Source organism: Sorangium aterium (genome assembly GCF_028368935.1).
GTDB lineage: Bacteria > Myxococcota_A > Polyangia > Polyangiales > Polyangiaceae > Sorangium > Sorangium atrum.
On record NZ_JAQNDK010000003.1, the window covers coordinates 1,226,128 to 1,249,388 of the forward strand.

Sequence of the window (23,261 nt, forward strand, 5' to 3'; positions counted from 1 at the left end):
CTTTGGGTCGACCATGGGATCAGGTCCGATGAGACACGTCGGACATGTCGTGGATCCGCCTCGGGTGCCGTCCGGGGCGATGGTACACGAGGGCCGTCCGGTGTCGCTAGGCGTGAGCGCGCGGTGGGGGAGGCCGGAGGAGGCTGCGATGCGGAGCGTGAAGGAGCGCTGCTCGAGCGGCGTTTGCCGCCCGTTCACGGCGCGCTCGCCAGCCTCACCTCGCGGAGGACCTCTGCAGGGCTGAAGCAGGCGACGGCGGGCGACGCCCCCTTGACGCGCTCCCGCAGGCGCGCCGCGAGCGCCTCGGCGCGGGCCGCGTCCGGCGCGCTCGCGCCCAGCATGCGCTGGCCGCGATGGCTGTACTCGATGAAGCGGTATTTCGAGCCGTCGGCCCACCCCGAGAGCGCGTCACGGGTCGCGGGATAGTCGTAGTCCGCGGGCGCTGACTTGCTGACGGCGAAGAGGATCACGAACGGCGACGCGCAGCTCGAGGAGAGCGCGGCCGGCGCTGCGCTCGCGGCCCCGGCGTCCTGCGCTCTGGCGTCCGGCGCGACGACGCGAACGCGTGAGAGCGGTGGGCCGAGGGCCCGTGTCCGGCGAGCGGCATATGGCAGCGCGCGCAGGGCACGTCGGCGTAGGCCGACGCGGCGTGCTCGGTCAGCGTGAGCTGCATCGGCTCTGGCGCGCGGCGGGCTGCGTGGTCTGGAAAGGCGAACTCGTGGCACCCTCCGCACGCCGCGGCCGACGCGAAGCGCGGATCGCGCAGCACGGGGTGGGGAACAGACGGAGAAGCCGGGGAAGACGGGGAAGACGAGGAAGCCGGGGAGGGGGAGCCCTGGTCCTCGCCGCCCGGCGCGGGAGCGGCCAGCGGAGCGCCGTCCACCACGTGGCAGGTGACGCACGCGACGCCGAGCTCGGCACGCTCCGGCGGAGGAGGCCGTGAAGAGCGGGCCTCGGGCGCGTGGCAGCCGCGGCAGAACGGCAGCGGCTCCTTTGCGAGCGCCGCCTGGAAGGGCGCGTCGACGTAGGCGCGCTGGTGCTTCGACCCGCGCCACTCGCGCGCGATCTCCGCGTGGCACCGCTCGCAATCGCGGTTCACGGCCACGGGATCGAGGCTCCGGGGCGGCTCGGGGACGGGCATGCGCGGCGCGGCCCTGCGGCTGCTCGTCGTGCTCGGCGCGAGCGTCAGGGCGATGGCGAGGAGCAGCGCGGCGGGGAGCTTGGCCGGCAGGCGTCCCTCGTGGTCCATCGACCACAACGATTGCTTCAGCCGCTTCCGCGCGGCGAGCGGAGCCGCTGCCCTGCGTCTGCACGCTGGCATCCGGCCGTCCGTGCAATCGGGCGGGCGTCCTGGGCTATCCAGCCCAGGGAGAGGTCTGTAAACTCACCGGAGCAGACTGCAGCTCTGTGCGCGCATGCCGAAGCCGGTTCGTCTCTTCATCTCGTCTGCCCCGGAGGACGCCGCGTTGCGTGCCGAGGTCGAGGTCCACCTGAGGCCCATCGAGCGCATCGGGTTGATCGAGGTCTGGCACGACGACCGGATCGCCGCAGGGGGAGAACCGGCGGCGGAAGCGCGCGCGCAGATCGAGGCGGCTGAGGTGGTGGTGCTGCTGGTGAGTCCCGCTTTCCTCGCCTCCGATCGTCACTTCGATGAGGAGGCAGCGCGCGCTCTCGCCCGGCGCGCCGCAGGCGAGGTGGTGGTCGTGCCCGTGCCTGTCCGACCTTGCGACTGGGGTTGGACCGAGTTCGGCAAGCTTGCTCCGCTCCCCGAGGGCGGGCGGCCTGTCGAGGGCTGGACGGTTCGGGACGAGGCCTGGACCGAGGTGGTGCGCGGCTTGCGCGCCGTGGTCGAAGGCGTGATGAGCCGGCGGGCGGCTCCGGGAGGACGGAGCGCCCTGGCCGCAGGGTTGCCACCGGCGGAGCTGTGCATCGGCCGGGGCTTGGAGGTGGAGGCCACCGTCGCGGCGCTGGTGCGCGAACCGCCGGGACGCGTGCTGCTCCTCGGCGCTGCGGGCGTCGGCAAGAGCACGGTCAGCCTGGCGGTCCTGCACCGCCCGGAGGTGGTGGCTCGCTTCGGGGAGCGGCGCTTCTTCGTACGGCTCGATGCTGCGCCAGATGCCGAGTCTGCAGCCGTCGCGCTGGCTGGCGCGCTGCGCGTCCCCTCCGGGCCGGATCTGTGGCAGCGGGCGATGTCGTTCCTCGCAGCAGGCCCGGCCGTGCTCGTGCTGGACAATCTGGAGACGCCCTGGGATGGCGACGATCAGCCTGGGACCGAAGCGTTGCTCGCGGAGCTCGCGGCCGTGCCGCACCTGTCTCTCATGGCGTCGGTGCGCGGCGCGGGCCGGCCGGGGAGGGTGACCTGGAATTCGCCGATTGAGCTCCGACCGCTGCGACGTGCCGAGGCGGAGGCAGTGTTCTGCGCCATCGCGGGCGAGGAGCACCGGAGCAAGCCGGCGCTCTCGGCGCTGCTTTCCCTGATGGAGGGTATTCCGCTGGCGATCGCGCTGCTCGCACACGCGACCCACGGAAACGACCTCATCAACCTGAAGGACGAGTGGGAGGCGCGCCGCACGGCGGTGCTGGAGCGCGACGGCGGAGCGCACGATCGGCTCCGGAGCTGGAAGGCGTCGCTGGAGCTTTCGATCGGCTCGCCGCGGATGACAGCCGGCGCGCGTCGGCTGCTCTCGGTGCTGGCGGTGCTGCCGGACGGAATCGCGCAGCGGGATCTCGCGGTGCTCCTGCCGGGAATGGGACCGGCGGCGGCGCGCGCGCTGGCGCAGGTGGGGCTGGCCTACTTCGAGGGCGGCCGGCTCAAGATGCTCTCGCCGGTGCGCGAGTACGTGGCAGCGGAGTACCCGCCGATCGTGGAGGACCTAGGGCGGGCGATGGAGCACTATGAGGACCTCACGTGCACGCTCGGGCCAGTGCCGGGGAGCCGCGGCGGCACAGAGGCGGCGGCGCGGCTCGCGCCGGAGACAGCGAACCTGGATTCGGTGATCCGACGCGGGCTCACGGAGGTCGAAGCGGGGCGATGGATCGACGCGGCGGCGGCGCTGACCAACTTCGCGCGTTTTTCCGGGCATGCGGCTTCATTGCCCCTTGGCCGGGCGCTGGAGGTGGCGCAGCGCACCGGGGACGGACGGCGAGAGGCGCTGTGCGCCCAGAGCCTTGGAGACGTCGCGCTCTCACGCTCTCAGCACGACGAGGCGAGAGCGCGCTACCAGCAAGCCCTGCCGCTCTATCGGCAGGTGGGGGATGTGTTCGGTGAGGCCGACTGCATCAAGAGCCTCGGAGACATCGCGCTGAGACGTTCGCAGCACGACGAGGCGAGGACGCGCTACCAGCAAGCCCTGCCGCTCTACCGGCAGGTGGGGGATGTGCTCGGTGAGGCCGATTGCATCAAGAGCCTCGGAGACATCGCAGTGAGACGTTCGCAGCACGACGAGGCGAGAGCGCGCTACCAGCAAGCCCTGCCGCTCTACCGGCAGGTGGGGGATGTGCTCGGTGAGGCCGACTGCATCAAGCGCCTTGGAAACCTCGCGCTCTTGCGTGCGCAGCACGACGAGGCGAGGACGCGCTACCAAGAAGTGCTGCCGCTCTACCGGCAGGTGGGGGATGTGCGCGGTGAGGCCAACTGCATCAAGAGCCTCGGAGACATCGCATTGAAACGTTCGCAGCACGACGAGGCGAGAGCGCGCTACCAGGAAGCGCTATGGCTCTACCGGCAGGTGGGGGCCGTGCTCGGTGAGGCCAACTGCATCCAGAGCCTTGGGCACGTCGCGCGGGAGCGTTCGATGCACGATGAGGCGAAGGCGCGGTACCAGGAGGCACTGCCTCTCTATCGGCAGGTGGGGTCTGTGCTCGGTGAGGCCGACTGTATCAAGAGCGTTGGAGACATCGCGCTGGAGCGTTCACAGCACGACGAGGCGAGGGCGCGCTACCAGGAAGTGCTGCCTCTCTATCGGCAGGTGGGGTCTGTGCGCGGTGAGGCCAACTGTATCAAGAGCGTTGGAGACATCGCGCTGGAACGTTCGCAGCACGACGAGGCGAGGGCGCGATACCAGGAGGCCCTGCCGCTCTACCGGCAGCTGGGGTCTGTGCACGGCGAGGCCAATTGCATCAAGAGCCTTGGAGACATCGCGCTGGAGCGCTCGCAGTACGACGAGGCGAGGGCGCGCTACCAGGAAGCGCTGCCGCTCCACCGGCAGGTGGGGTCTGTGCGCGGCGAAGCCGACTGTATCAGGCGCCTTGGAGAGATCGCGCAAGCCCACCGCGATGCCAGCGCAGCCCGTGCTCGCTACGAAGAAGCCCTCGCGCTGTACCAGCGCATCCCGGAGCCCTGCTCGATCGGCCGGACCCATCACCGTCTTGCCACCATCGCGCCCGACGCTGCCACCCAGCGCCAGCATGTCGAGGCTGCGCGCAGCGCATGGCAAAGGATCGATCGGACAGACCTGATCGCTCGTTTGGACCAAGACTTCCCCTCCTGAGCTCTGGCGACGCCGCACGGTCGTCCGGGAGCGAGCGTACCAGCGGTAACTCCTCGCTCGCGTGGCCAACCTCGGCCTTTCGTGGATCGACCTGAGCTACGGCTGCTGGCGTCTCGAGGGCGGAGCCTTCCCCGGCCGACCCGGACGTCGCCCGTCCTCTTGGGCCTGGGCGTACGGCGTCGGGCTCCGCGTCGGCACCCACCGGGCTCGGCTCTGCCGCAGCCGGCGCCTCCGCCGCCTGGCCCCGCGCCGCCGCCGGCCGCCAAGCCTCGATGGGCGCGAGCAGCTGCTGCGCGATCTCCGGCGTCCCGGGGCGCCCGCCGCTCGCGACCGAGCGCCGAGAGAAATCGTTAATGCCGCCATCTGCCTGAAAGCCCGCAGCGTCCCCTTGAAACCGGCTCCACCACGCGCGGCGTCACCACGAATGCGGACGGTGACGGCGCGAAGGCGCTGCTCGAGCCCGCCCCAGACGATATGACCGCCGGACCCGTAGCCCGCGTCACGTACCCGGCCGTTCACCCCACGGCGCGTGCCCTACCGTTCACTGTGCGCCGTGTACCCCGCTGTTCACTGCCCATCGCGTATCCCGTTGTTCACTACGCGTTGTGTACCCCGCTGTTCACTGCCCATCGCGTATCCCGCTGTTCACTGCGCGCCGTGTACCCGCTGTTCACTGCGTGTCACGTATCCCGTTGTTCACTGCGCATCACGGCGTCACGGCGTCACGGCGCCGTGCAACAGAAACAGCTGCACGCGAGCGCACACCAGCGAACCAAAAACCTCTCACGGTTGTTGTATGTTGTCTAAACTAAGAATATAAGAAGAATCATGCGATACTTCCATACGAGCGCTGCTGGCGCTTGCCTCTCTCTCCTCGTGCTCGCAGGGATCCCCGGAACGGCGTTCGGGGCACCGACCGCGATCACGTTCACCATCAACCACGCCGATTGCGGCGCCGGCGCGTTCTCGCTGTACCTGAATGGGGTCCACCTCGACACGGTCGCGAGCACCAACGGCTGCGATTGCAATACGGCGACGCTCCAGAGGACGTTCACCGAGCCCGACGTCCTCGCCCTCTACAATCCCGCGGCATGCAATGATCTCCAGGTCGATGTCGTCGATGGCGGGTCGACGGCCGTCGGCTTCGCCCGTGTGTACGTCGAGGCGACCGAAGGAGCGTCGCTCCTCTGCCTGTACGATGCGGTCTCCGGCCCGATCCCCTGCGCGGATCGCGACGTCTGCGACGGCTACGAGATCGGGCTGTCGTCGCTCTCGAGCGACGACGGCGACGATATCGCCCCGGGCCTGGGCGCGGGCTGCGACAACTGCGCCAACCGCGACAACCCGGACCAGGCCGACGCGGACGGAGACGGGATCGGCGACGCCTGCGATCCTTGTCCGCTCGGCGATAGCGACGGCGATTCGTTCTGCGATGCGATCGACAACTGCGCCAGCGTCGCCAACTGGGACCAGACCGACAGCGACCTCGACGGGATCGGCGACGCCTGCGACAACTGCCCCGCTGCCGCGAATCCAGACCAGCTCGACAGCGATGCTGACGGCCTCGGGGACGCGTGCAAAGACGTGTGCGTCACCCTGCAGCGGGGCGTCTTCGGCGCGGTCGAGGACGCCGATATCTGGGAAGCCTTCCCTCGCTACAGCGACGGCCACATCCCGTACAACTACTCTGGCGACACCCGCGGCGCGCGCAAGCAGGCGCTCTATCGGTTCGGGCTCGACGGCATCCCCGCCGGGGCCACCGTCACGTCGGCAGAGTTCGGCGTCGTCGCCTTCGGATCGAGCGACCAGACCGTCCGCGCTCACCGGATCACCGCGCCGTGGCGCGAAGACACCGTGACCTGGCAGGACTTCGCCGCGAGCTACGACAAGGCCGCCGCGGCGGAGCTCACCTATGTCGGCCCCTATGCCATGAGCGCCGATCTGACCGGGCTCGTCCAGGCGTGGGTCGACGGCACGACCCCGAACTACGGCTTCCTCGTCGAGGAAGGTCCGGACGGGCGCACGTCGTACCGCTCGAGCGATCACCCGCTCCAGAGCGACCGCCCCTGGCTCGAGGTCTGTTATCTCGCCCGCTGATCCATTCCGCGCGGGGGCTCCTCCGCCCCATGACCCACGCCACGCAGCCGCTCCTCGGCGCTCCGATCCACGCCGCGCGGCCGCTCCTCCGCCCCGTCGTCCGCCGGGTAGGGCTTCCCGAGCGCCGCGGGAGGCGTCGCGTCGAACGCGCGCAGGAGCGGGCGGCGCGCGGCGCTGGGCAGCAGCGCGGAGGCGCGCTCCAGGAGCCCGCTCGAGGTGAGCCCGAGGACCGCGATCATCAGCGCGAACGGCGCCACGCTGAAGACCTGCGTCGGCACCGAGGGGAGCGCGCTCTGGCCGAGGCTCGCCGCCGACGAGAGCACCCCGAAGAGGTACGCGCCGAGCGCCGCCCGCACCGGATGGAAGCCGCCGAAGATCACGATCGCCAGCGCGATCCAGCCGTAGCCCGCCGTGTGGCGGTGGCTCCAGCCCGCCTTGAAATCGAGCGAGTACGCCGCGCCGGCGATGCCCACGAGCGCCCCGCCCACGAGCGTCGCCGCCGTGCGCACCCGCGTCACATGCGCCCCGCGCGCGTGCGCCGCCGCCGGCTGCTCGCCCACCGCGCGGAGGAGGAGCCCCGCGCGCGTGCGATAAAGGAAGAGCCACGCGCCGGCGACGAGGACGTAGCTGCCGTACACCACGGGATCGCTCTGGAACAGCAGCGGCCCCACGAGCGGCACGTCCCGCAGCACCGGGATCGACGCCGCCGACACCGTCGGGCCAGGGACGCGCACGTACGGGCCGCCGAGCACCGACGAGAGATCCGCGCAGAGCATCGCCAGGACGAAGCCGACCGCGATCTGGGAGCGGCCAAGGTAGATCCCGCCGATCGCCACGACGAGCGCGACGAGCGCCCCGGTCGCGGCCGCGGCGGCGAAGCCGGCGAGGACGCTCCCGGTCGACAGGGCGGCCGCGAAGCCGACCATCGCCGAGAGCATCATCGCGCCCTCGGCCGAGAGGTTGATGACCCCGGCCCGCTCGGTCAGCGTCTCGCCGACCGCCGCATAGACGAGCGGCGTCGACGCCGCGAGCGCGGTCGCGAGCAGCGAGAGGAGCTCGGCGCCGCCGTCGCTCATGAGGGCTGCTCCTCCCATCCGAGGCGTCGTTCCATCACGCCTGCCCCCATCGGCCTCGTCCCTTCGGGCCTCGTCCCATCAGGCCACCTCCGACCGGCCGCCGCCGCGCGCCGCCCTGGGAGACAGGAGCGCGAACAGGACGAGCGCGCCCTGGAGCACGCCCGCCAGCGAGGACTCCATCCCGAGGGTCATCGGGAGCTCCAGGCTGCCGACGTTGAGCGCGCTGAAGAACAGGGCGATCGGCGCGACGAGCGCGGCGCGCCGGCCGGCGAGCATCACAACGAGCAGCGAGAGGAAGCCGAGGCTGCTCGAGACGCTCGGGATGAGCCGGTGGAACGTGCCGAGCACCTGCAGCGCGCCGGCGACGCCGGCGAGCGCGCCGGAGACCGCGAACGCGAGCAGCACCTGCCGCGCCGCGAGCACGCCGAGCACCTCCGCGGCCGGCGGGCTCAGCCCCACCGCCCGCAGCCGGAGCCCGAGGTGGGTCCGCCCGAGCACGACGGCGGTCCCGAGGAGCGAGAGGACCCCGAGCAGGAGCGCGACGGGGCTCAGATCGGTGCCGCCCAGCGTGGAGAGCCAGAGCGCGCCGTCGAGCGGCTCGGTGCCGGCCATGGAGGCGACGCCGGGGCGCTTCCACGGGCCGAAGACGAGGTACAGGACCAGACCCTGGGCGACGAAGTTCATGCCGAGGCCCGCGAAGATCTCGCTCACCCGGACGCGCGTGTGCAGCGCGCCCGTGAGGGCGCCCCAGAGCACCCCGCCGAGCGCGCCCGCGCCGACGCAGAGCGCGACGACGGCCCCCGCCGGGAGGTGCGGCCACAGGGCGCGCGCCGCGCCCGTGGCGCAGACGGCGCCGAGGACGAACTGCCCCTCGACGCCGAGGTGGTACAGGCCGGCGCGGAACGTGAAGAGCAGGCCGCTCCCGCAGAGGAGCAGCGGCGCCAGCGTGGCGAGCACCCGCGCGGCGCGGTCCGTGGAGCCGAACGCGCCCTGCCACAGGCCCGCGGCCACCGCCGCCGGCGAGGCGCCGAGGAGCGCGCAGAGGCCCGCCACGAGCGCGAACGCCAGGGCGAGCGGCGCGAGGCGGAGGAGGAGGGAGACGGCCCCGCGGCGCGCGGCGGTCGCCGATCGTCGAGCGGCCGGATCGGAGCTCATCGGTCGGACCCCGCGGGCGCCGGGGGCGGCGCAGGTGCAGCGAGCGCCGAGGGCAGGGCGGCGTCGTCGAGCTCGCCGCCGATCATCCGCCCGAGCCGGTCCAGGGTGAGGTCGGCGGCGCCGACGGGCGGCGAGACGCGCCCGCCGCTGAACACGAGCACACGGTCGCTGTAGCGCATCAGCTCGTCGAGATCGGACGACGCGAACAGGAGCGCCGCGCCGGCACGGCACCGCGCGAGGAGCTGCTCCCAGACCCAGCGCGCCGACGCGATGTCGAGCCCCCGGGTCGGCTGCTCCAGGAGGAGCAGCGCGAGATCCGCGGGGAGGAGCGCGAGCTGGGTGCGCTGCTGATTGCCGCCGGAGAGCCGCTCGACGGGCGTGTCGGGCCGGCCCCGGATCCGGAGCGCCTCGATCGCCCGCTCGGCGGCGCGCCGGATCTCCCGCGGGCGCAGGAAGAGCCCGCGCCGCGGTGCGCGCAGCGCGACGTGCTCCTCGATGGAGAGGCCCGCGATGAGGCCCTCGCGGCGGCGATCGGCGGGCAGGTAGCCCACGCCGGCGCGCAGGAAGGCCGGGTAGGGGCGGCCGGTCAGGTCGGCCCCGCCCACGACGACGCGCCCCCGCCGCGCCCGGAGCAGCCCCGCGCAGGCGCGCAGCAGGAGGCGCTGGCCGCTCCCCTCGAGGCCCGCGAGCCCGATCACCTCGCCGCGGCGGACGGCGAGGCGGGCGATGTGCACGTTGAGCCGGTGATCGCCGAACGCCACGCCCTCGAGGGCGAGCGCGTCGCCCCCGCTCGGCTCGGGGCTCGGCTCGGGGAGGCGCTCCAGGGGCGCGAGCGCCGCGCCGCCGCTGCCCGCCTCGGGGGATCGCTCCTGAGACGCGAGCGCCTCGCCGAACATCAGCGCGACGAGGCGATCGGCCCCGGCCGGCATCTCCGCCTCTCCCGCCACCTTGCCGTGCCGCAGCACCGTCACGCGATCGCAGAGCGCCTCGACGTCCGAGAGCTTGTGCGACACGAGGACGATCGCCTTGCCGTCCGCCTTGAGCCGCCGCAGCGCGGAGAACAGGGCTTCCTGCTGCGCCCCGGAGATCCCCGTCGTGGGCTCGTCCAGGAGCAGCGCTCGGACGCCCAGCGAGAGGAGCCGCAAGAGCTCGATCTGCTGGCGCTCCCCGAGCGTGAGCCGGGCGACGTGCTCGTCCGGGTCGACGGAGAAGCCGAAGCGCGCCGCGAGCGCGAGCAGCTCCTCGCGCGCCGCGCGCCGGGGGAGGAAGACGCCCGCGGCCCGGCCGTGGCCCGAGAGCAGCGAACGCGCGCCGCCGCCCGCGCCGGCCGCGCGGGGCCGGGCGACGAGGTAGCTCTCCAGGACGGTGAGCGGCGGGAAATCGAGCGGCTCCTGGTGGAGCACGCCGACGCCGGCGGCGAGCGCGTCCGCCGGGCTCGCGAGCGCCACCGGGCGGCCATCGAAGAGCAATCGGCCCGCGTCCGGCCGGACGAGCCCGCCCAGGATCCGGAGGAGCGTGCTCTTGCCGGCGCCGTTCTCGCCGAGCAATCCGTGGACGGCGCCAGCCTGGATCGTCAGCGACACGCCGTCGTTGGCCTTGACCGGGCCGAACCGCTTCGCGACGCGCTCGATCTCGATCCGCATGGATCACCGCCCCGAGGCGGCTACTTGCTCGGCCCGGTGATCCCCCGGACCAGCTGCGGCAGATACCAGATCTGCTGGGGCGTCGCGGCCTCGCCGTCCTTCAGGAACTCGGTCCCGTCCTGGAACTTGAGCGGCCCCTTGAAGAGGTCGAGCCCGTTGGCGAGCTCGATGACGAACGCGCCGAGCGGCGCCTGCGCCTCTCCCAGCGCGGCGCCGGGCCCGAAGCCGACGACCGACGAATCGCCGTTCAGGTCGCGGAAGTCCGGCCCTTGCCAGACGAACTCGCTCGCGTACTTGCCCGCGCGCGCCTTCTCGATCGTGTCGCGGTAGAGCGGCGCCCAGTTGTAGTACGCGACGCCGAGGCAGATCTCCGGCGCCAGGTCGCAGCCGGCCTTGTGATCGTAATGGACGTACTTGACCTTCTTGCCGGCGCCGCTCGCCTTCTTGGCCTGCAGCGCTGCCTCGGGCGTGTCGAGCCCGGTCATCAGCACGTCGAAGCCGCCGCCGATGAAGTCGTCAGCCACCTTGGTGGGGTCGAGGGTGACGCCCGGGATGTTGAACCAGAAGCCGATCCACGTGACCTTGAACGTGAGATCCTCCGGCTTCTTCTTCTGGTACTTCTCCCAGCAGTACCGCGCGCCGAGGTACGCCGCGGTGACCAGCCGGCGGGTCTCGTCGTTCACGAGCGGGCCGACAACCCCGATCTTGCCCGTCTCGGTGCCGAGCGCCGCGGCGCACCCGGCGATGTGCTGGGCCGCCTCGATACGCCCCATGAAGTTGCCCAGGTTGGGCTGGGGCTTGTGGTTCTTGCCCTCCTTCCAGGCGTAATCGCCGGAGACGTGGATGACCGTGACCTCCGGGTGCTTGCGCGCGGTCTCGAGGGCGTCGTCCTTGTAATCGTCGGAGTTGTAGACGACGAACCGCGCGCCCCGGGAGATGAGATCGTCCGCGACCTGGGACCCCTTCACGTTCGGGCGGTCGGACGGGTTCACCTTGTCGACATACTCGAAGCCGACGTCCGGCATCTTGGCGAGGACCGACCGGATCCCGTCGTAATGCGCCTGGTTCCACCCTTTGTCGTTGTAAGGGCCGACCAGCACCATGCCGACCTTGTACGCGGCGGCCGGCGCAGCGCTCGCCGGCGCCGCGGCGCCGGGGCCGGCGGTCTTGTCCGAGGGCGGGCTCGCGCTCGTCGATGAGCCCTGGCACGCGCCGGCCAGCAGCGACAGCGCAACGGTGAGGACGGCGGGCAGGCGGGCAGCCGGGCGCGGGACAGCGAAGGCCTCAGGCGACTTCGGCGGGCGATGTGTCACCCAGGCATCGTGGGCGGGAATGTCGCAGGGTGTCAAGAACCACCGAGACGGACGACGCCGAGCGCAGGTGTGCTCGGCGTCATCCATGTTTCACTGCGGTATCTCGATCACGTCTTCGCAGGTGAAGTCGACCCCCAGGGCCGCTTCGGGGTCCGCCTGGATCGTGGCGCACGTGCTGTCGCAGAGCACGATCTGGCTCGGGTTCGCGGCGCTGTCGTAACGCCAGGCGTTCTCGCTGGCGCACTCCTGGTCGTAGGAGAGCGCCGTCGGGTTACCTCCGCCGCTCTGGTACGTCACGCGGACCCGCTGCGCGTCGAAGGTCCGCCCGTCGGGAGCGGGCGGGATCTCGACCGTGCAGGAGACGGACGCGCCGCGGATCGCGTCGATCGCGGCCTTGAAGGCGGCCGAGGTCGCCCCGGGATTGCCCGTGTCGATCAGGTAGGCTTGCCCCGTCCCGCCCGCGTCGGCGATGTCGTGCAGGTTGTCGAGGTCGTGGGGCGCGCCCTCGACTGGCGGGTTGTCGACCCCGATGACGTAGGTCGGGACGCCGTCCCCGAGCGCGCCGGCCGCCGCGTCCGCCACGGGCTGGATCCTGTTGGCCCGATCGCCGCAGCCCGCAGGATAGCCGTCCGTGACGAGGACGATGGCGTACCTGCCAGGCGTGGCCCGCCGCTGGGCCTCGACGAACGAGATCGTCCCCTGCATGACGAACAACGTGGGCGTGCCGCCGCGCCAGTCGGCGCCCGGCGCCGGCGTGACGGCGTCGATCGCGTCGGCGAAGCGCGCAGAGGGCAGCGCTGTCATCGGGACCTCCGGTGTCTCGTAGGTCTCGGCCGAGCACTTCTCGTCGCGGTCCTCGTCCTCGCTCGGAAAGAACCTGAGCGACGCGTTGATGCCCTCGGAGAGGGGATCATTGAAGAACTGCTTCGTCGCCGCGACGACGGGCTCCCACTTGAGGTCCCTGTCGTACCAGGGCTCGTCGCCCATGCCCATGCTGCCGGACACGTCGAACGCGAAGGCCAGGTACACGGGCTGGAGGTCGGCGCTGGCCGACTGGGTGGCGCACGCTCCACCTTGGCCCGAAGAGCTGCCGTTGCTCGAGGAGCCGCCTTGCCCCGAGGAGCCGTTTGCGCCCGGACCGCCCGATCCGAAATCGCCGGTGCTGGAGCTCGTGAAGCCTCCCTGGCCAGAGCTCCCGCTCCCCGGGCCGCCGCTCTGCGAGCTCCCGTCGCCGTCGCTGGCGCCATTGCCCCCACATCCAACGCCGATCGCACCCACTGTCAGCAACACAATGGCCATCGTGGGCAATCTCATAAGTCGAATCCTCCATGAAGCGCGGCCCGGCGCGCGTCGCCGGCACCAAAGCCGTCGATTCTGCGTAGGGCACCCGAAGCAGACACGGCTGTGAAGCTCGCTCCCCGATGCCCTGGCATCCAGCAAGCATAGCTGACGGAGGTGGGGGCTGGACGACGCATAGCGCCGAAATGATGCGCCGCAGCCGGGCGGACGCTGCCATGCTGCATATGGTGCGATGTGGATTCCTGTCGCACCGCGGCCTCCGCTGTGGCCGGCGGCGCCGGCACGAGGGGGCCCAGAGCGCCGCGCGCCACGCATTCCGGCGTGCGGCCATGCCGGCTCAAATCACCCGGATGGCGAGCTTGCGGAGGTGGTGATGATCGAGGGCGAGGTGGGGCGTCGGCGGCCTGGGTCAGGGAAAAAGTCAGGGCGATCTCGGCATGGAAGCAGCCGGACCCGCTACCCCAACCTGGGTCGGGTCGCCGCGAGAGCGGACAGGACCTGCGCGGTACCTGCGCCGCGTCGTGGCGGCGGAGATCCTGGTCGTCATCGAGTCGAACCAGCCGGTGGCCGAGATCGGGCCGGTCACCGCCTCAGCTGGCGGAGCCGGCCCCTTTGGTCTCTGTACTGGCTGGCAGCGGTGAGCGAGAGCCTCCGAGGAGGCTCTCCGTATTGCTCCACTGCGGGAGCGGGGGCGTTCAGCGCGCAGCGATAAAGTGAATTTACCTTCGCCCATTACACTCCGACGCCCTCGCACGACGCCGGCCGCTTCCGCGCAGAGCCGACGGCTGCGGCGAGACGGGCGCGTTGGCGCGCGTTCAGCGCGCGGCGGATGCGCCGTTGCCAGCTGTCGCGACGCCCGACCACGTCATCCAGAGCACGGGCGGCCGCGTCGTTCGTGTCAGATGGGCTTCGACGAGGACGTGCTCCGCTCCGTGCTTCGCATCGTCGAGGAGGCCCGTGGATGCTCCCCGCCTGCATCGCCGTCTGTTCGCGAAGCGATCGGTCGGGTCACCCGCCCGTGCAGAAAGGCGCACCTCAGGACACCGCCGACTCGGTGGCGGTCGGCTCCGCCTCGGCTTGCGGCCGGCGGCGTCGGCGCGGCGGAGCGCGCCGGGCGGAGCGGGTGCGTCTCGACGCGCCAGATGCCGTCGTCCGTCAGGCGGATCGCCGCGAACCTGGCGACGCCGTCGATGGGGCCGTCGGTCTCGTGGCCGCTACCCCAACCTGGGTCGGGTGGCGCAGCGCCGCTCGGCGAGAGCTTGACGAAGGAGATATCCTGTCCTCGCTTGGAGACGAAGAGCATCGCGTCATCGGTCTTGAAGACCTCGCCGACGCTACCGGCCGCGACGCACCGGCCATTCGAGATGTTCAGGTTGACCGACTGGTTCCAGAGGTACTTACCGTCGCGAGCGAACTCCGCGAGGAACGCCGCGTAGGATGTCTGTGGCGGAGAGGCTGAGGGATCGGGAAGTCACGCGGCATCTCGCCCCACGCTGGGGTAGACGTAAGATCCCATCCACTATCCTGATCAAACCCTCAGATAGGCTTATCACTTCATCGAGATAGCGAAGCACTGGGGCATTGCGCTCCGACTGCTCGTTCCCACGCTCGCGAGGCGTTACCAGGGGCAGTCCGGCAGCGGCGCGTGGTATGTGCGCTCCGTGTGCTTCAGGACCGTGGCGAGGTGCTCGCGGACGATGCCGTGGAGCACGGTGTCGTGTGGGCGTCGGACGGCGACCTGGACGAGCGGGTCGAGGCCGTCCTGGCAAACCTCCTCGCCGGCGGGCCGGAGGCTGTTCGCGCTGCAAAGGAACTTATGCGCGAGCGTCCCTGGGGCCAAGAGGCCGCCCGCATCGCCGCCATCCGCGAGCAAGCGCCGCAGGCCAGGACGAACTACGCGCCTTCCTGGAAGAGCGGACAACAAGCTTCGTTGAGCGCTGCCCGAGGCATAGCGCTCGCGTCCGACCACGCGTTGAACCTACGCTGAGGCGCAATAACGTCTCCCACAGTATGGCCAGAGAGTCGTCTTGACCGAACGAGGTTCCTAAATCCTACAAGTCGTCCCCTTGCGCGTTCTCCGCGGTGGTGTAGTCTGGCAGCGAATTGCCGAAGGGCGCTGAAGGGACGGGGTGGACTGCGGTATCACCGTCCGTGCCCTTACCGGCTGGGGTCCGCTTCGATCGATTCGGGGCAGCGTTGAAGCGGAGCGTTCGGGCTGCTTTCGCATGCCCCTGTACCGAAGGAGTCACCCATGCGTAGTTCTTTACAGACCATCGTGGTGCGAACGGCAGCGGTTATGGCCTCGCTCGCGATGGCGACCACGGCGCTCGCCGCCAGCCCGCACTTCATCAACGCGTCAGCAGCCCTGATGGGCAGCAACCTGGTGGTTTCGTGGAAGGAGGCCGGCGTCGGCAACAATCAGCTCATCAGTTATCACGCGGACGCACTCGCAACGGCCACGTACGTGTGCGTCAACAGGGGCGGCGCTAATCCTTCGGCTTCGAACAAGACGACCTCCACAGGCCTGGTGAGCGCGACTGGCACGTTCAGCTCGGGCAAGAACGGCAATATCACCGCCTCGCTCACGATAATGCCGCCTCTTCCGCCGGCCACCTTCTCGTGCCCATCCGGGCAGTCGGAGGAGCTCGCGGAGGTAGTCTACACGAACGTGTCAATCACGGATCAGACGAACGGCGTCATGGAGTCCATCCCGGGCACCTTCGACACTGGATGCCTCCTGCCGAACGTGCGTGGAGCCTGTTAGAACGCCAAATAGGTCGAACCCCGAGAAGATCAAACCGGGTAGCCCCGGGCGGCTGCCCGCCCGGGGCCGCTACGGTTCCGGACGTGCGGGAGTACCGCATCCAGTTCTTCGAACTTGCGGGTTCGCCAGGTGTCATGGAGCAGGTGGCGAGCGGCACCACATCGAGAGCCTCGCCATCGATGAAGTGAGCGTGGCCTGCCTTGCGAAGCTACCACCGCTGCACCGTGACCCCTTCGACCGAATGCTGATCTGTCAGGCCATCCGCCACGATCTCGTATTGGCCACCGCGGACGGCGCGATGCGTGGTTACACCGTCGAGGTTCCAGGTACGCCTTGGCAGCGGCCGCGTTGACCCGCTGCGTCCAGGCGGTGCCATCGCGGCGACGAGTCACTTACAAGGGTTCCGTCGATTTCGTGATGGAAACCTCCCGCCGGACCTGCCGTTCACTCACACGCTCGGGCTGACCCGTCGCGCCGCGCTCCTCAGGACGCCGCCGCCTCGGTGGCGGTCGGCTCCGCCTCGGCCGGGGCCGGCGGCGAGGGCGCGGCAGAGCGTGCAGGGCGGAGCGGGTGCGTCTCGACACGCCAGATACCGTCCTCCGTCAGCCGGATCGCCGCGAACCTGGCGACGCCGTCGAGGTGGCCGTCGGTCTCGTGGCCGAGCGTCGACGAGGGGTGCGCGTACACGCTGACGCGGCCGCCGCTCTTCGAGCGGTAGTGGCCGAAGAACGCGAGGTGCTTGTGCCCGTGGAGCACGAGCGCGCTGTTCTTCTTCGGGTTCTTCTGCTGATACGCCGCGAGCATCTCGAGGAGGCGCGGGCCATCCATCGCGATCATGAACGTGTCGTTGAGCGAGATCGGCCCCGCGAGGCGCGCCACGTGGTGGTGCAGGAGCACGATGACGGGCCCGGACCCCCGCCTCAGCGCGCGGGCGAGGCGCCGGAGCTGCGCGCCGCCGATCTGCCCGATCGCGTTCGACCCCACGAACCGCGAGCGGTAACGGTTGGAGTTGAGGCCGAAGATCCGGATACCCCCCTCGAGATCGAGCCGCCTCGGATACAGGCCGGCGATCGCGCGCAGCCGCCGCCGCGCGCGCTTGCGGGCCGGGACGTGAAGGGGAGGCTGGAAGGGGCCGCGCTCAACGCGGGTGAGCACCTCGATGAAGCGCTGCTCGCGCTCCGCCCGCTTCGTGAGGTACGGGTCCGGCGCCGTGCCGACGTTGATGGCGACATCGTGGTTGCCAGGCACCATGAGCACCTGCGAGGAGGCCGGTATGCCGGAGAGCGCCGCCTCGAGCTCGTCCCACTGCGCCTCTTCCCCGAGATCGGTCATGTCGCCCGTCAGCGCGACGAGCGGCGGCTTCATGGCGGCGATCTCCGCCACGAGCCGCCGGAGGCGGCCTGTCAGCTCGGCGGTGTCGGGGCGAGAGACCCCGTCCGGCCACGCGGCAGAGCCCTCCTCGATCTCGTACGGCTCGCGGCCGCCCGCCGTGATGTGGAGATCGGAGATCTGGCAGAGGACGAGCCGCCCGCCGGGGATCGCGTCGCCGGGATCGGGGAAGAGCGTCGCCGCGCCGCCATACCGCAGGATCACGCGGGTCGCCTCGCCCAGGGCAGACGCGAGCCACGCATAGAGCGAGACCCCGAGCGCGAGCGCCGCGAGCGCCGTGCACCCGGCCAGGACGAGCGCGGCCCCGCCCCCGAAGGAGAGCCGGCCGCCCGCGGGGAACAAGGACGCGAGGAAGGAGAGGAACGACCCATCCAGCCACGCGGAGAGCCAGGCGGGCACCCCGATATCGAGCAGGTGCACGGCGAGCCCGCCGGCGCCGCAGGCCGCGGCGAGGACGACGACCATCAGGATCAGGCGATCGCGGACGACGTCGATGACGTCGACGACCTCGCCGAGCCTCCCCCGGAACGACGAGCGGAAGTAGCGGCTCCCGTAGGAGATCTTCTTCCATGTCTCCGGCCGCCACACGCGGCCTTGGCTCGCGACGCTCGAGACGACGAGGACCGGGGCGACGACCAGCGCGAGCAGGACGAGCACCGGCAGGAGCGCCAGGTAGAGGACTCGGAGGGCCGCCCTTCGCGCCATGCCTCATTTGACGTGCCCCGGGCAGGACCGTCAAGGAGCGGCTCGGTCGGCGAGCGCCCCGAAAGTTGCCGGAATCGATGGATGCTCGTAGCAGTAAGCGCGAGCTCGCGCGCCGATGTCCTGCACCGAGACGCCGATAGAGCCGCCCTGCACCCCGCGATCACCCGCGTCGAGCGACCCGCCGCCGGCGCTCTCGACCGGCGCGCGCGCGGCCCCTGCGCGCCGGCGCGGCAGAGCCGCGGCCCTCGTCGTTGCGGGCGCTGCCGGCGCGGGAGCGGCCGTGTGGACCAGCGCGGCCGTGGCCGTGTGGAGCGGGGCGCCCGCGGCGGCGGCGCGCAGCGCGGCGCCGCTCGTGGCGAGCGCGGCGAGCGCGCTGCCGGAGGGCGCGCCGACAGCGCCACCAGAGCGCGTGACGCTCACGGCGGATGACGAGGACGACGAGCCCGGCACGCTGGAAGAGCAGCGCCTGCGGCTGTTCGCGCGGATGCGGCGCGAGCTCGCGCTCCCCGACGAGGCGATGCGGCAGGTCGAGGCGATCTTCGCGGCGTCGACGGTGCTCGGCCAGGGCAACCCCGCGCTGACGCGCCACCCGATGTCGCGCTCGGAGTGCCGCCGCATTCGAGCGCTCTCGGGCGTCGAGCCGGCGCGCGAGCCGGCCTGCGGCGCGCCGGGGATGGTGCCGCTCTTCGATCCCACGCGCGGTCAGACCGCGGCGGACGCCCCCGTGTGCATCGATCAGCTCGAGTTCCCGAACGTGCCCTGCGAGTACCCCGTCGTGCACGTCCGGGCGCGCGAGGCGGCGCTCCTGTGCAGGGCGGTCGGGAAACGGATCTGCGATGCGCACGAGTGGGAGGGGGCGTGCGCCGGCGCCCTCCGGGATCCGGACGTCGAGTACGAGTGGGCGCGGCCCCGGAACGAGGCGAGCTGGCACCACAACCTCCTGCGCGAGAAGGTGTGGAGCTACGGCCCCGCAAAGAACCACGCGCTCTGCGGGACCGGGAGCTACCGCACGCCGGGCTGTCCAGGCGGCGGGTGGGACCGCTGCGGCTCCAACACGTATCCGGCCGGCGCGTTCCCCGCGTGCCGGAGCAGCCTCGGTGTCTTCGATCTGCACGGCAACGTCGCCGAGCACATGAGCCTGCCCATCCTGCCCGAGGAGCTCGCGCGGTACGGCGATCGGGGCTTCACCGAGATGAAGGGCAGCTGGTTCGCGTTCTCGTCGATGGAGGTCCACGCCGACGACTGCCGCTTTCGCGCCCCCGACTGGCACGCGACGCGCCTCATGAGCAGGGGCAGCCACGCCAACTACCACCTTGGATTCCGCTGCTGCAAGGACATCGCGCCGCCAGACGGCGCCGAGCGAGGCGAGGGCGTCGACCACCGGGGCGCCAGCGGCGCGCAGAGATAAGGACATCACGAAGAGGCGGCGGCGATCAGGCCTCCCGGAGCCCATCATGGCGAGCGGAGCGCGGCCCGCGGCGTGCGCCGGGCCCTTCCGTCTCGCTCGATATGCGCACGCGCCCTCCGGAGAAAAGTCCTTCAGTTCGCCGGCCGTGGTTGGGCCGCCGGATGCGCACACGACGTGCGTACAATGAGCGGCTGGAGCCATCCACATAGATTTGACCACATGATCCCACGTGCGCGCAGTGGGTGGTCTACAGGCGCAGGATCTCGCTGACGCGGCTCGTTTCGAGCGCCCGCCGCGAAGTTACGGTGGCGGAGGCAGAAGATTACGGCCCGAGGCGATCGATTCGTGTCGTGCCTCTGTTGATGCTGATGCACAAACGGCGCAGCCTGAGCACGTCAGGCGCAGAGGGTCCGACCTCGTGCGCAGGTTGCGGCCCGGTCAGACGAGCGGCGGGGAGGCACCGCGCGCCGTCGCCAGCGGGCCTCGCGCGGGGCTCGGCGGCTCTCGTTCACGACGGCCGCGGGGCGTGCGGGAGCGCAGGTGCTCTGCTCGAAAGCCCGCGAGAGCGGCGCTCGGCGCCTGCCGCCGAGGCGTTGAGTTCGCCATCTCCAGCATGCGGCGCGCGGGCCGCGGGCGGTACGCCCTCCGATCGGGGGCCGTCCCGCCGGTCTCCGCGTTGAGAACCCGGAAAACCAAGGCCGGCGTCGATCCAGAGAATGCCTTTTTGCGGATGCGGCAAGGCCAGTGACACGAGCTCGTAGCGGCAGTGTCTGCACACGAGGGCTGAGGCACACACCCTGCTCTTCGATGAGCCCAAGGTGGCTCGGACCTTCCGGCCATCACGGGATATTGAGGAGGACGACACATGCTCTCGATTCATGGCAAGGTGCTGGGGCTCGCGGTGGTGATGGCGGCGCTGGGCACGGGGTGCGCCGTTGATGCGGCGAGCGACGCGGATCTCGACGAGGCCGGCATCGACGAGGTCGAGCAGGTCGATTCGACCACCGCGGCGCTCGAGGCTGGCGCGTCGGCGAGGGGCGGGTATCAGGGGCCGTATGGTGGCAAGGGCGGGCCGATCGGCGCGCAGGGCCCGATGGACCTCGGCCAGGGGCCTGTCGGCGTGCAGGGACCGGCGAGCCCTGGCCTGCAAGCGCCGGTCGGCCAGCTGGGGCAGGGGCCTGTCGGCCAGGGGCCTGTCGGCCAGGGGCCTGTCGGCCAGGGGCCTGTCGGCCAGGGGCCTATCGGCCAGGGGCCCGTGGGCGGGCCGGGCGGCGTGCCGGGCGTCGGCGGCGTGCCGGGCGTCGGCGGCGTGCCGTTCGGTGGTGGCTTCGGTGGCTTCGGCGGCTTCGGCGTGCCTGCCGCGCTCATCTCGACTTGCACCACCTTCAACACCGCGTTCGTTCCCGACTGCTTCCCGTGCAACAACTTCGGTCCCCCCTGCTGCTGCAACCGGCCCCACAACCCCTGCAATCCGGCGGGCATCGGTGGGCCGCTCAACGGCGGGTTCTCGGCCGGCCCCTGCGGTGGCGGGTGGCCGGGCCCCTGCGGCGGCGCTGGGTTCGCGGGGAGCCCCTGCGGCGGCGCTGGGTTCGCGGGGAGCCCCTGGGGCGGCGCCGGGTTCGCGGGGAGCCCCTGCGGCGGTGCCGGGTTCGCGGGGAACCCCTGGGGCGGCGCCGGGTTCTCGGGGGGCTGCGGCAACAACAACGGGTTCGGCTGGTAGCGACGGGGCCTCGGGCCTCGGCTGCTAGCGCCGACCCCGGCGGCCAGCGGACGGCGGGGACGTGACGGCAGCGCTCGAACGGCTGCAACGGCAGAGGCTGGGCCCGCGCCGGCGGGGGCGACCCATGTGAGGTGAGGTCGTCGCCGCCAGCGCGGGTCGCGGACGCAGGGGGGACGGTGCCACACGGCCGTGCCCCAGCGGCTCGCGCGGGATGGCGGCGTGGCGAGAGGATGGATGGCCGGTGAGGGTGGTGAGGTGAGACGCGCTGCGCCGCGGGAGCGCGGCGCGGTCCGCGAAATTGCACCCGAATGCAGCGAGGCCGCGCCGGCGGCGTGCACCGCCTTCACGGGCGTTGCTACGCCGTGCGCAATCCCTTAGAGTGGCCCTAACGCTGTGATCGGCACGATCATCGACGGCAAATATCAGATACGCAAGCTCCTCGGCGAGGGCGCCATGGGCTCGGTTTACGAGGCCGAGCACACGGGGACCGGCCGGCGCTGCGCCGTGAAGGTGATCAGCTCGGCCGATCTCACCCGCGACCCGAAGGTCGTGAGCCGCTTCCAGCGCGAGGCGCGCGCGGCAGGCGCGATCGACACACAGCACATCACGCAGGTGCTCGACGCCGGCGTCGATCGCGGCTCGAACCTGCCGTTCCTCGCGATGGAGTTCCTCGCGGGCGAGGATGTCCACGAGCTCATCAAGCGCGTCGGACCGCTCGCGCCCGACCTCGCGCTGCGCATCGTCGCGCAGTCGTGCATCGGGCTCCAGAAGGCGCACGAGGCGAGCGTCGTCCACCGCGACATCAAGCCGCACAACCTGTTCCTCGCGCGCCGCGACGCCGGCGAGATCCTCGTCAAGCTGCTCGATTTCGGGATCGCCAAGGTGAAGATGGACCGGGCGAACGAGACCGAGAGCGCCGATCTGACGCGCACCGGGAACCTGATCGGCTCGCCGCTCTACATGTCGCCGGAGCAGGCGCGCGGCCAGAAGGAGATCGACCACCGCACCGACATCTGGTCGCTCGGCGCCGTGCTCTACCAGCTGCTGACCGGGCGGACGCCGTACCATCACATCACCGCGCTCGGTGAGCTGATCATCGCGATCTGCTCGGATCCTCCGCCGCAGGTGCAGGACTTCGCCCCGTGGGTGGCGCCCGAGATCGCGGCGATCGTGCACCGATGCCTCCTCCAGGCCCCCGGGCAGCGCTACCAGAGCGCGCAGGAGATGTTCGGCGCCATCCGGCCGCTCCTCCCGTACGGCTGGGGCATCCACGAGAGCATGCTCGTGCCGCTGCCGGAGGCCGTGCACCGGCAGTCCGCGCCGCGGCTCGCGGCGAACGCGCCGCAGGGTGGCGCGTACGCCGCGATCTCGCCGGCGAACCAGAGCGGCGGTTACCCCGCGATCTCGCCGGCGAACCAGAGCGGCGGTTACCCCGCGATCTCGCCGGCGAACCAGAGCGGCGGTTACCCCGCGGTCCCGCAGGAGCACCGCGGAGGCTACTCGTCGTTCGCGCCTCCCCCGCTCCAGAACGGGCCGCCAGCGGCGATCGTTCCGGCCACCAACCATGCTGGCGCCGCGACGACGGGGGCGCTCACGCAGTCGCACCGCGGAACGCAGCCCGGGGTGCCGCGGGTGCCGGTGGTGGCCGGCGCCGCGCTCGCCGCCGCGGTCATCGCGGCCGGCGTGTACTTCATCAGCCGGCCCTCGGCGGAGCCGGTCGTGCAGCCAGAGGCGAAGGCGACCGTCGAGACGCTCCCGCCTGCGGCGGCCACGCTGACGTCGACCGCGCCGACGCCGGCCGCGACGCCGACGACGCCGGAGGTGGTCGCGGCGGCGGTCGAGCCGCAGCCGAAGCGCGTTCAGGTCGTCATCCTGCCCGCCGACGCCTCGGTCGAGGTCGAAGGCAAGCGCGTGACGACGCGCAACGGCATCCTCGATATCACCGGGCCGCCCGGGAGCGTGCACAGGGTGCGCGTCTTCAAGAAGGGGGGAGGCGAGGCCATGGCCGACGTCGTGGTGACCGACACCGGCGCGTTGCCGCCGAAGGTCGAGCTCACGCCGACGTCGGGGAAGGGCGGTCCTGCGGCATCGGCGAAGAGCGCCTCGGCCGCGTCGCCAGCGCCTCCGCCCGCGCCCACGACCCCCAAGGGGATCATCGACAACACCGACGAGTTCGGAAAGTAGCAGCGGAACGACAGGCTG

15 protein-coding genes are annotated in these 23,261 nt (G+C 71.4%); 7 read left to right on the forward strand and 8 right to left on the reverse strand.

What is annotated here, in order from left to right; genetic code table 11:
* Window positions 1–194: 194 nt before the first annotated feature.
* Both POL72_RS28855 and POL72_RS28860 read right to left on the reverse strand, forming a co-directional pair.
* On the reverse strand, window positions 195–470 hold the full coding sequence (locus POL72_RS28855; protein ID WP_272099134.1) for a hypothetical protein: 276 nt from the start codon (window positions 468–470) through the stop codon (window positions 195–197).
* Window positions 467–1,249 (reverse strand): multiheme c-type cytochrome, encoded by a 783-nt coding sequence (locus POL72_RS28860; RefSeq protein WP_272099136.1) that lies wholly within the window; start codon window positions 1,247–1,249, stop codon window positions 467–469. The genes POL72_RS28855 and POL72_RS28860 overlap by 4 nt, the downstream gene beginning before the upstream one ends.
* A 166-nt stretch (window positions 1,250–1,415) precedes the next feature.
* Here POL72_RS28860 and POL72_RS28865 point away from each other — a divergent pair, with 166 nt between their 5' ends.
* Both POL72_RS28865 and POL72_RS28870 read left to right on the forward strand, forming a co-directional pair.
* Complete coding sequence (locus POL72_RS28865) at window positions 1,416–4,490, forward strand: tetratricopeptide repeat protein (RefSeq protein WP_373372249.1); 3,075 nt, start codon at window positions 1,416–1,418, stop codon at window positions 4,488–4,490.
* Between the two features lie 828 nt (window positions 4,491–5,318).
* A complete protein-coding gene (locus POL72_RS28870) occupies window positions 5,319–6,587 on the forward strand; it encodes a DNRLRE domain-containing protein (protein WP_272099139.1) in 1,269 nt (422 codons plus the stop codon).
* Here the strand turns inward: POL72_RS28870 and POL72_RS28875 are convergent.
* From POL72_RS28875 to POL72_RS28895, 5 genes are all read right to left on the reverse strand, one after another.
* Complete coding sequence (locus POL72_RS28875; RefSeq protein ID WP_272099141.1) at window positions 6,572–7,663, reverse strand: ABC transporter permease; 1,092 nt, start codon at window positions 7,661–7,663, stop codon at window positions 6,572–6,574. The genes POL72_RS28870 and POL72_RS28875 overlap by 16 nt on opposite strands.
* A 78-nt stretch (window positions 7,664–7,741) precedes the next feature.
* On the reverse strand, window positions 7,742–8,818 hold the full coding sequence (locus POL72_RS28880) for an ABC transporter permease (protein WP_272099143.1): 1,077 nt from the start codon (window positions 8,816–8,818) through the stop codon (window positions 7,742–7,744).
* Window positions 8,815–10,461, reverse strand: a complete 1,647-nt coding sequence (locus POL72_RS28885; RefSeq protein ID WP_272099145.1) for an ABC transporter ATP-binding protein — start codon at window positions 10,459–10,461, stop codon at window positions 8,815–8,817. The genes POL72_RS28880 and POL72_RS28885 overlap by 4 nt, the downstream gene beginning before the upstream one ends.
* Window positions 10,462–10,481: 20 nt before the next feature.
* Window positions 10,482–11,774, reverse strand: coding sequence for a BMP family lipoprotein (locus POL72_RS28890; protein ID WP_272099147.1), 1,293 nt, complete (start codon window positions 11,772–11,774; stop codon window positions 10,482–10,484).
* 90 nt (window positions 11,775–11,864) lie between these two features.
* Entirely contained in the window at window positions 11,865–13,088 is a 1,224-nt protein-coding gene (locus tag POL72_RS28895) for a vWA domain-containing protein (protein WP_272099148.1), read from the reverse strand.
* A 1,648-nt stretch (window positions 13,089–14,736) separates the two neighbouring features.
* Here POL72_RS28895 and POL72_RS28900 point away from each other — a divergent pair.
* Together POL72_RS28900 and POL72_RS28905 are read left to right on the forward strand one after the other, a co-directional pair.
* A complete protein-coding gene (locus POL72_RS28900; protein ID WP_272099150.1) occupies window positions 14,737–15,060 on the forward strand; it encodes a Clp protease/crotonase-like domain-containing protein in 324 nt (107 codons plus the stop codon).
* A gap of 264 nt (window positions 15,061–15,324) precedes the next feature.
* Entirely contained in the window at window positions 15,325–15,837 is a 513-nt protein-coding gene (locus tag POL72_RS28905; RefSeq protein WP_272099152.1) for a hypothetical protein, read from the forward strand.
* 483 nt (window positions 15,838–16,320) lie between these two features.
* On the opposite strand, the gene POL72_RS28910 is transcribed toward POL72_RS28905, so the two are convergent.
* Entirely contained in the window at window positions 16,321–17,931 is a 1,611-nt protein-coding gene (locus tag POL72_RS28910) for a metallophosphoesterase family protein (protein ID WP_272099154.1), read from the reverse strand.
* Between the two features lie 115 nt (window positions 17,932–18,046).
* On the opposite strand from POL72_RS28910, the gene POL72_RS28915 reads away from it, so the two are divergent.
* The 3 genes from POL72_RS28915 (at window position 18,047) to POL72_RS28925 (ending at window position 23,243) form a co-directional block, all read left to right on the forward strand.
* Window positions 18,047–19,339: an SUMF1/EgtB/PvdO family nonheme iron enzyme gene (locus POL72_RS28915; protein WP_272099156.1), complete on the forward strand. Its 1,293-nt coding sequence runs from the start codon at window positions 18,047–18,049 to the stop codon at window positions 19,337–19,339.
* An 865-nt stretch (window positions 19,340–20,204) separates the two neighbouring features.
* Window positions 20,205–21,059, forward strand: coding sequence for a hypothetical protein (locus tag POL72_RS28920; RefSeq protein WP_272099158.1), 855 nt, complete (start codon window positions 20,205–20,207; stop codon window positions 21,057–21,059).
* 393 nt (window positions 21,060–21,452) lie between these two features.
* Window positions 21,453–23,243, forward strand: a complete 1,791-nt coding sequence (locus POL72_RS28925; RefSeq protein ID WP_272099160.1) for a serine/threonine protein kinase — start codon at window positions 21,453–21,455, stop codon at window positions 23,241–23,243.
* Window positions 23,244–23,261: the final 18 nt, after the last annotated feature.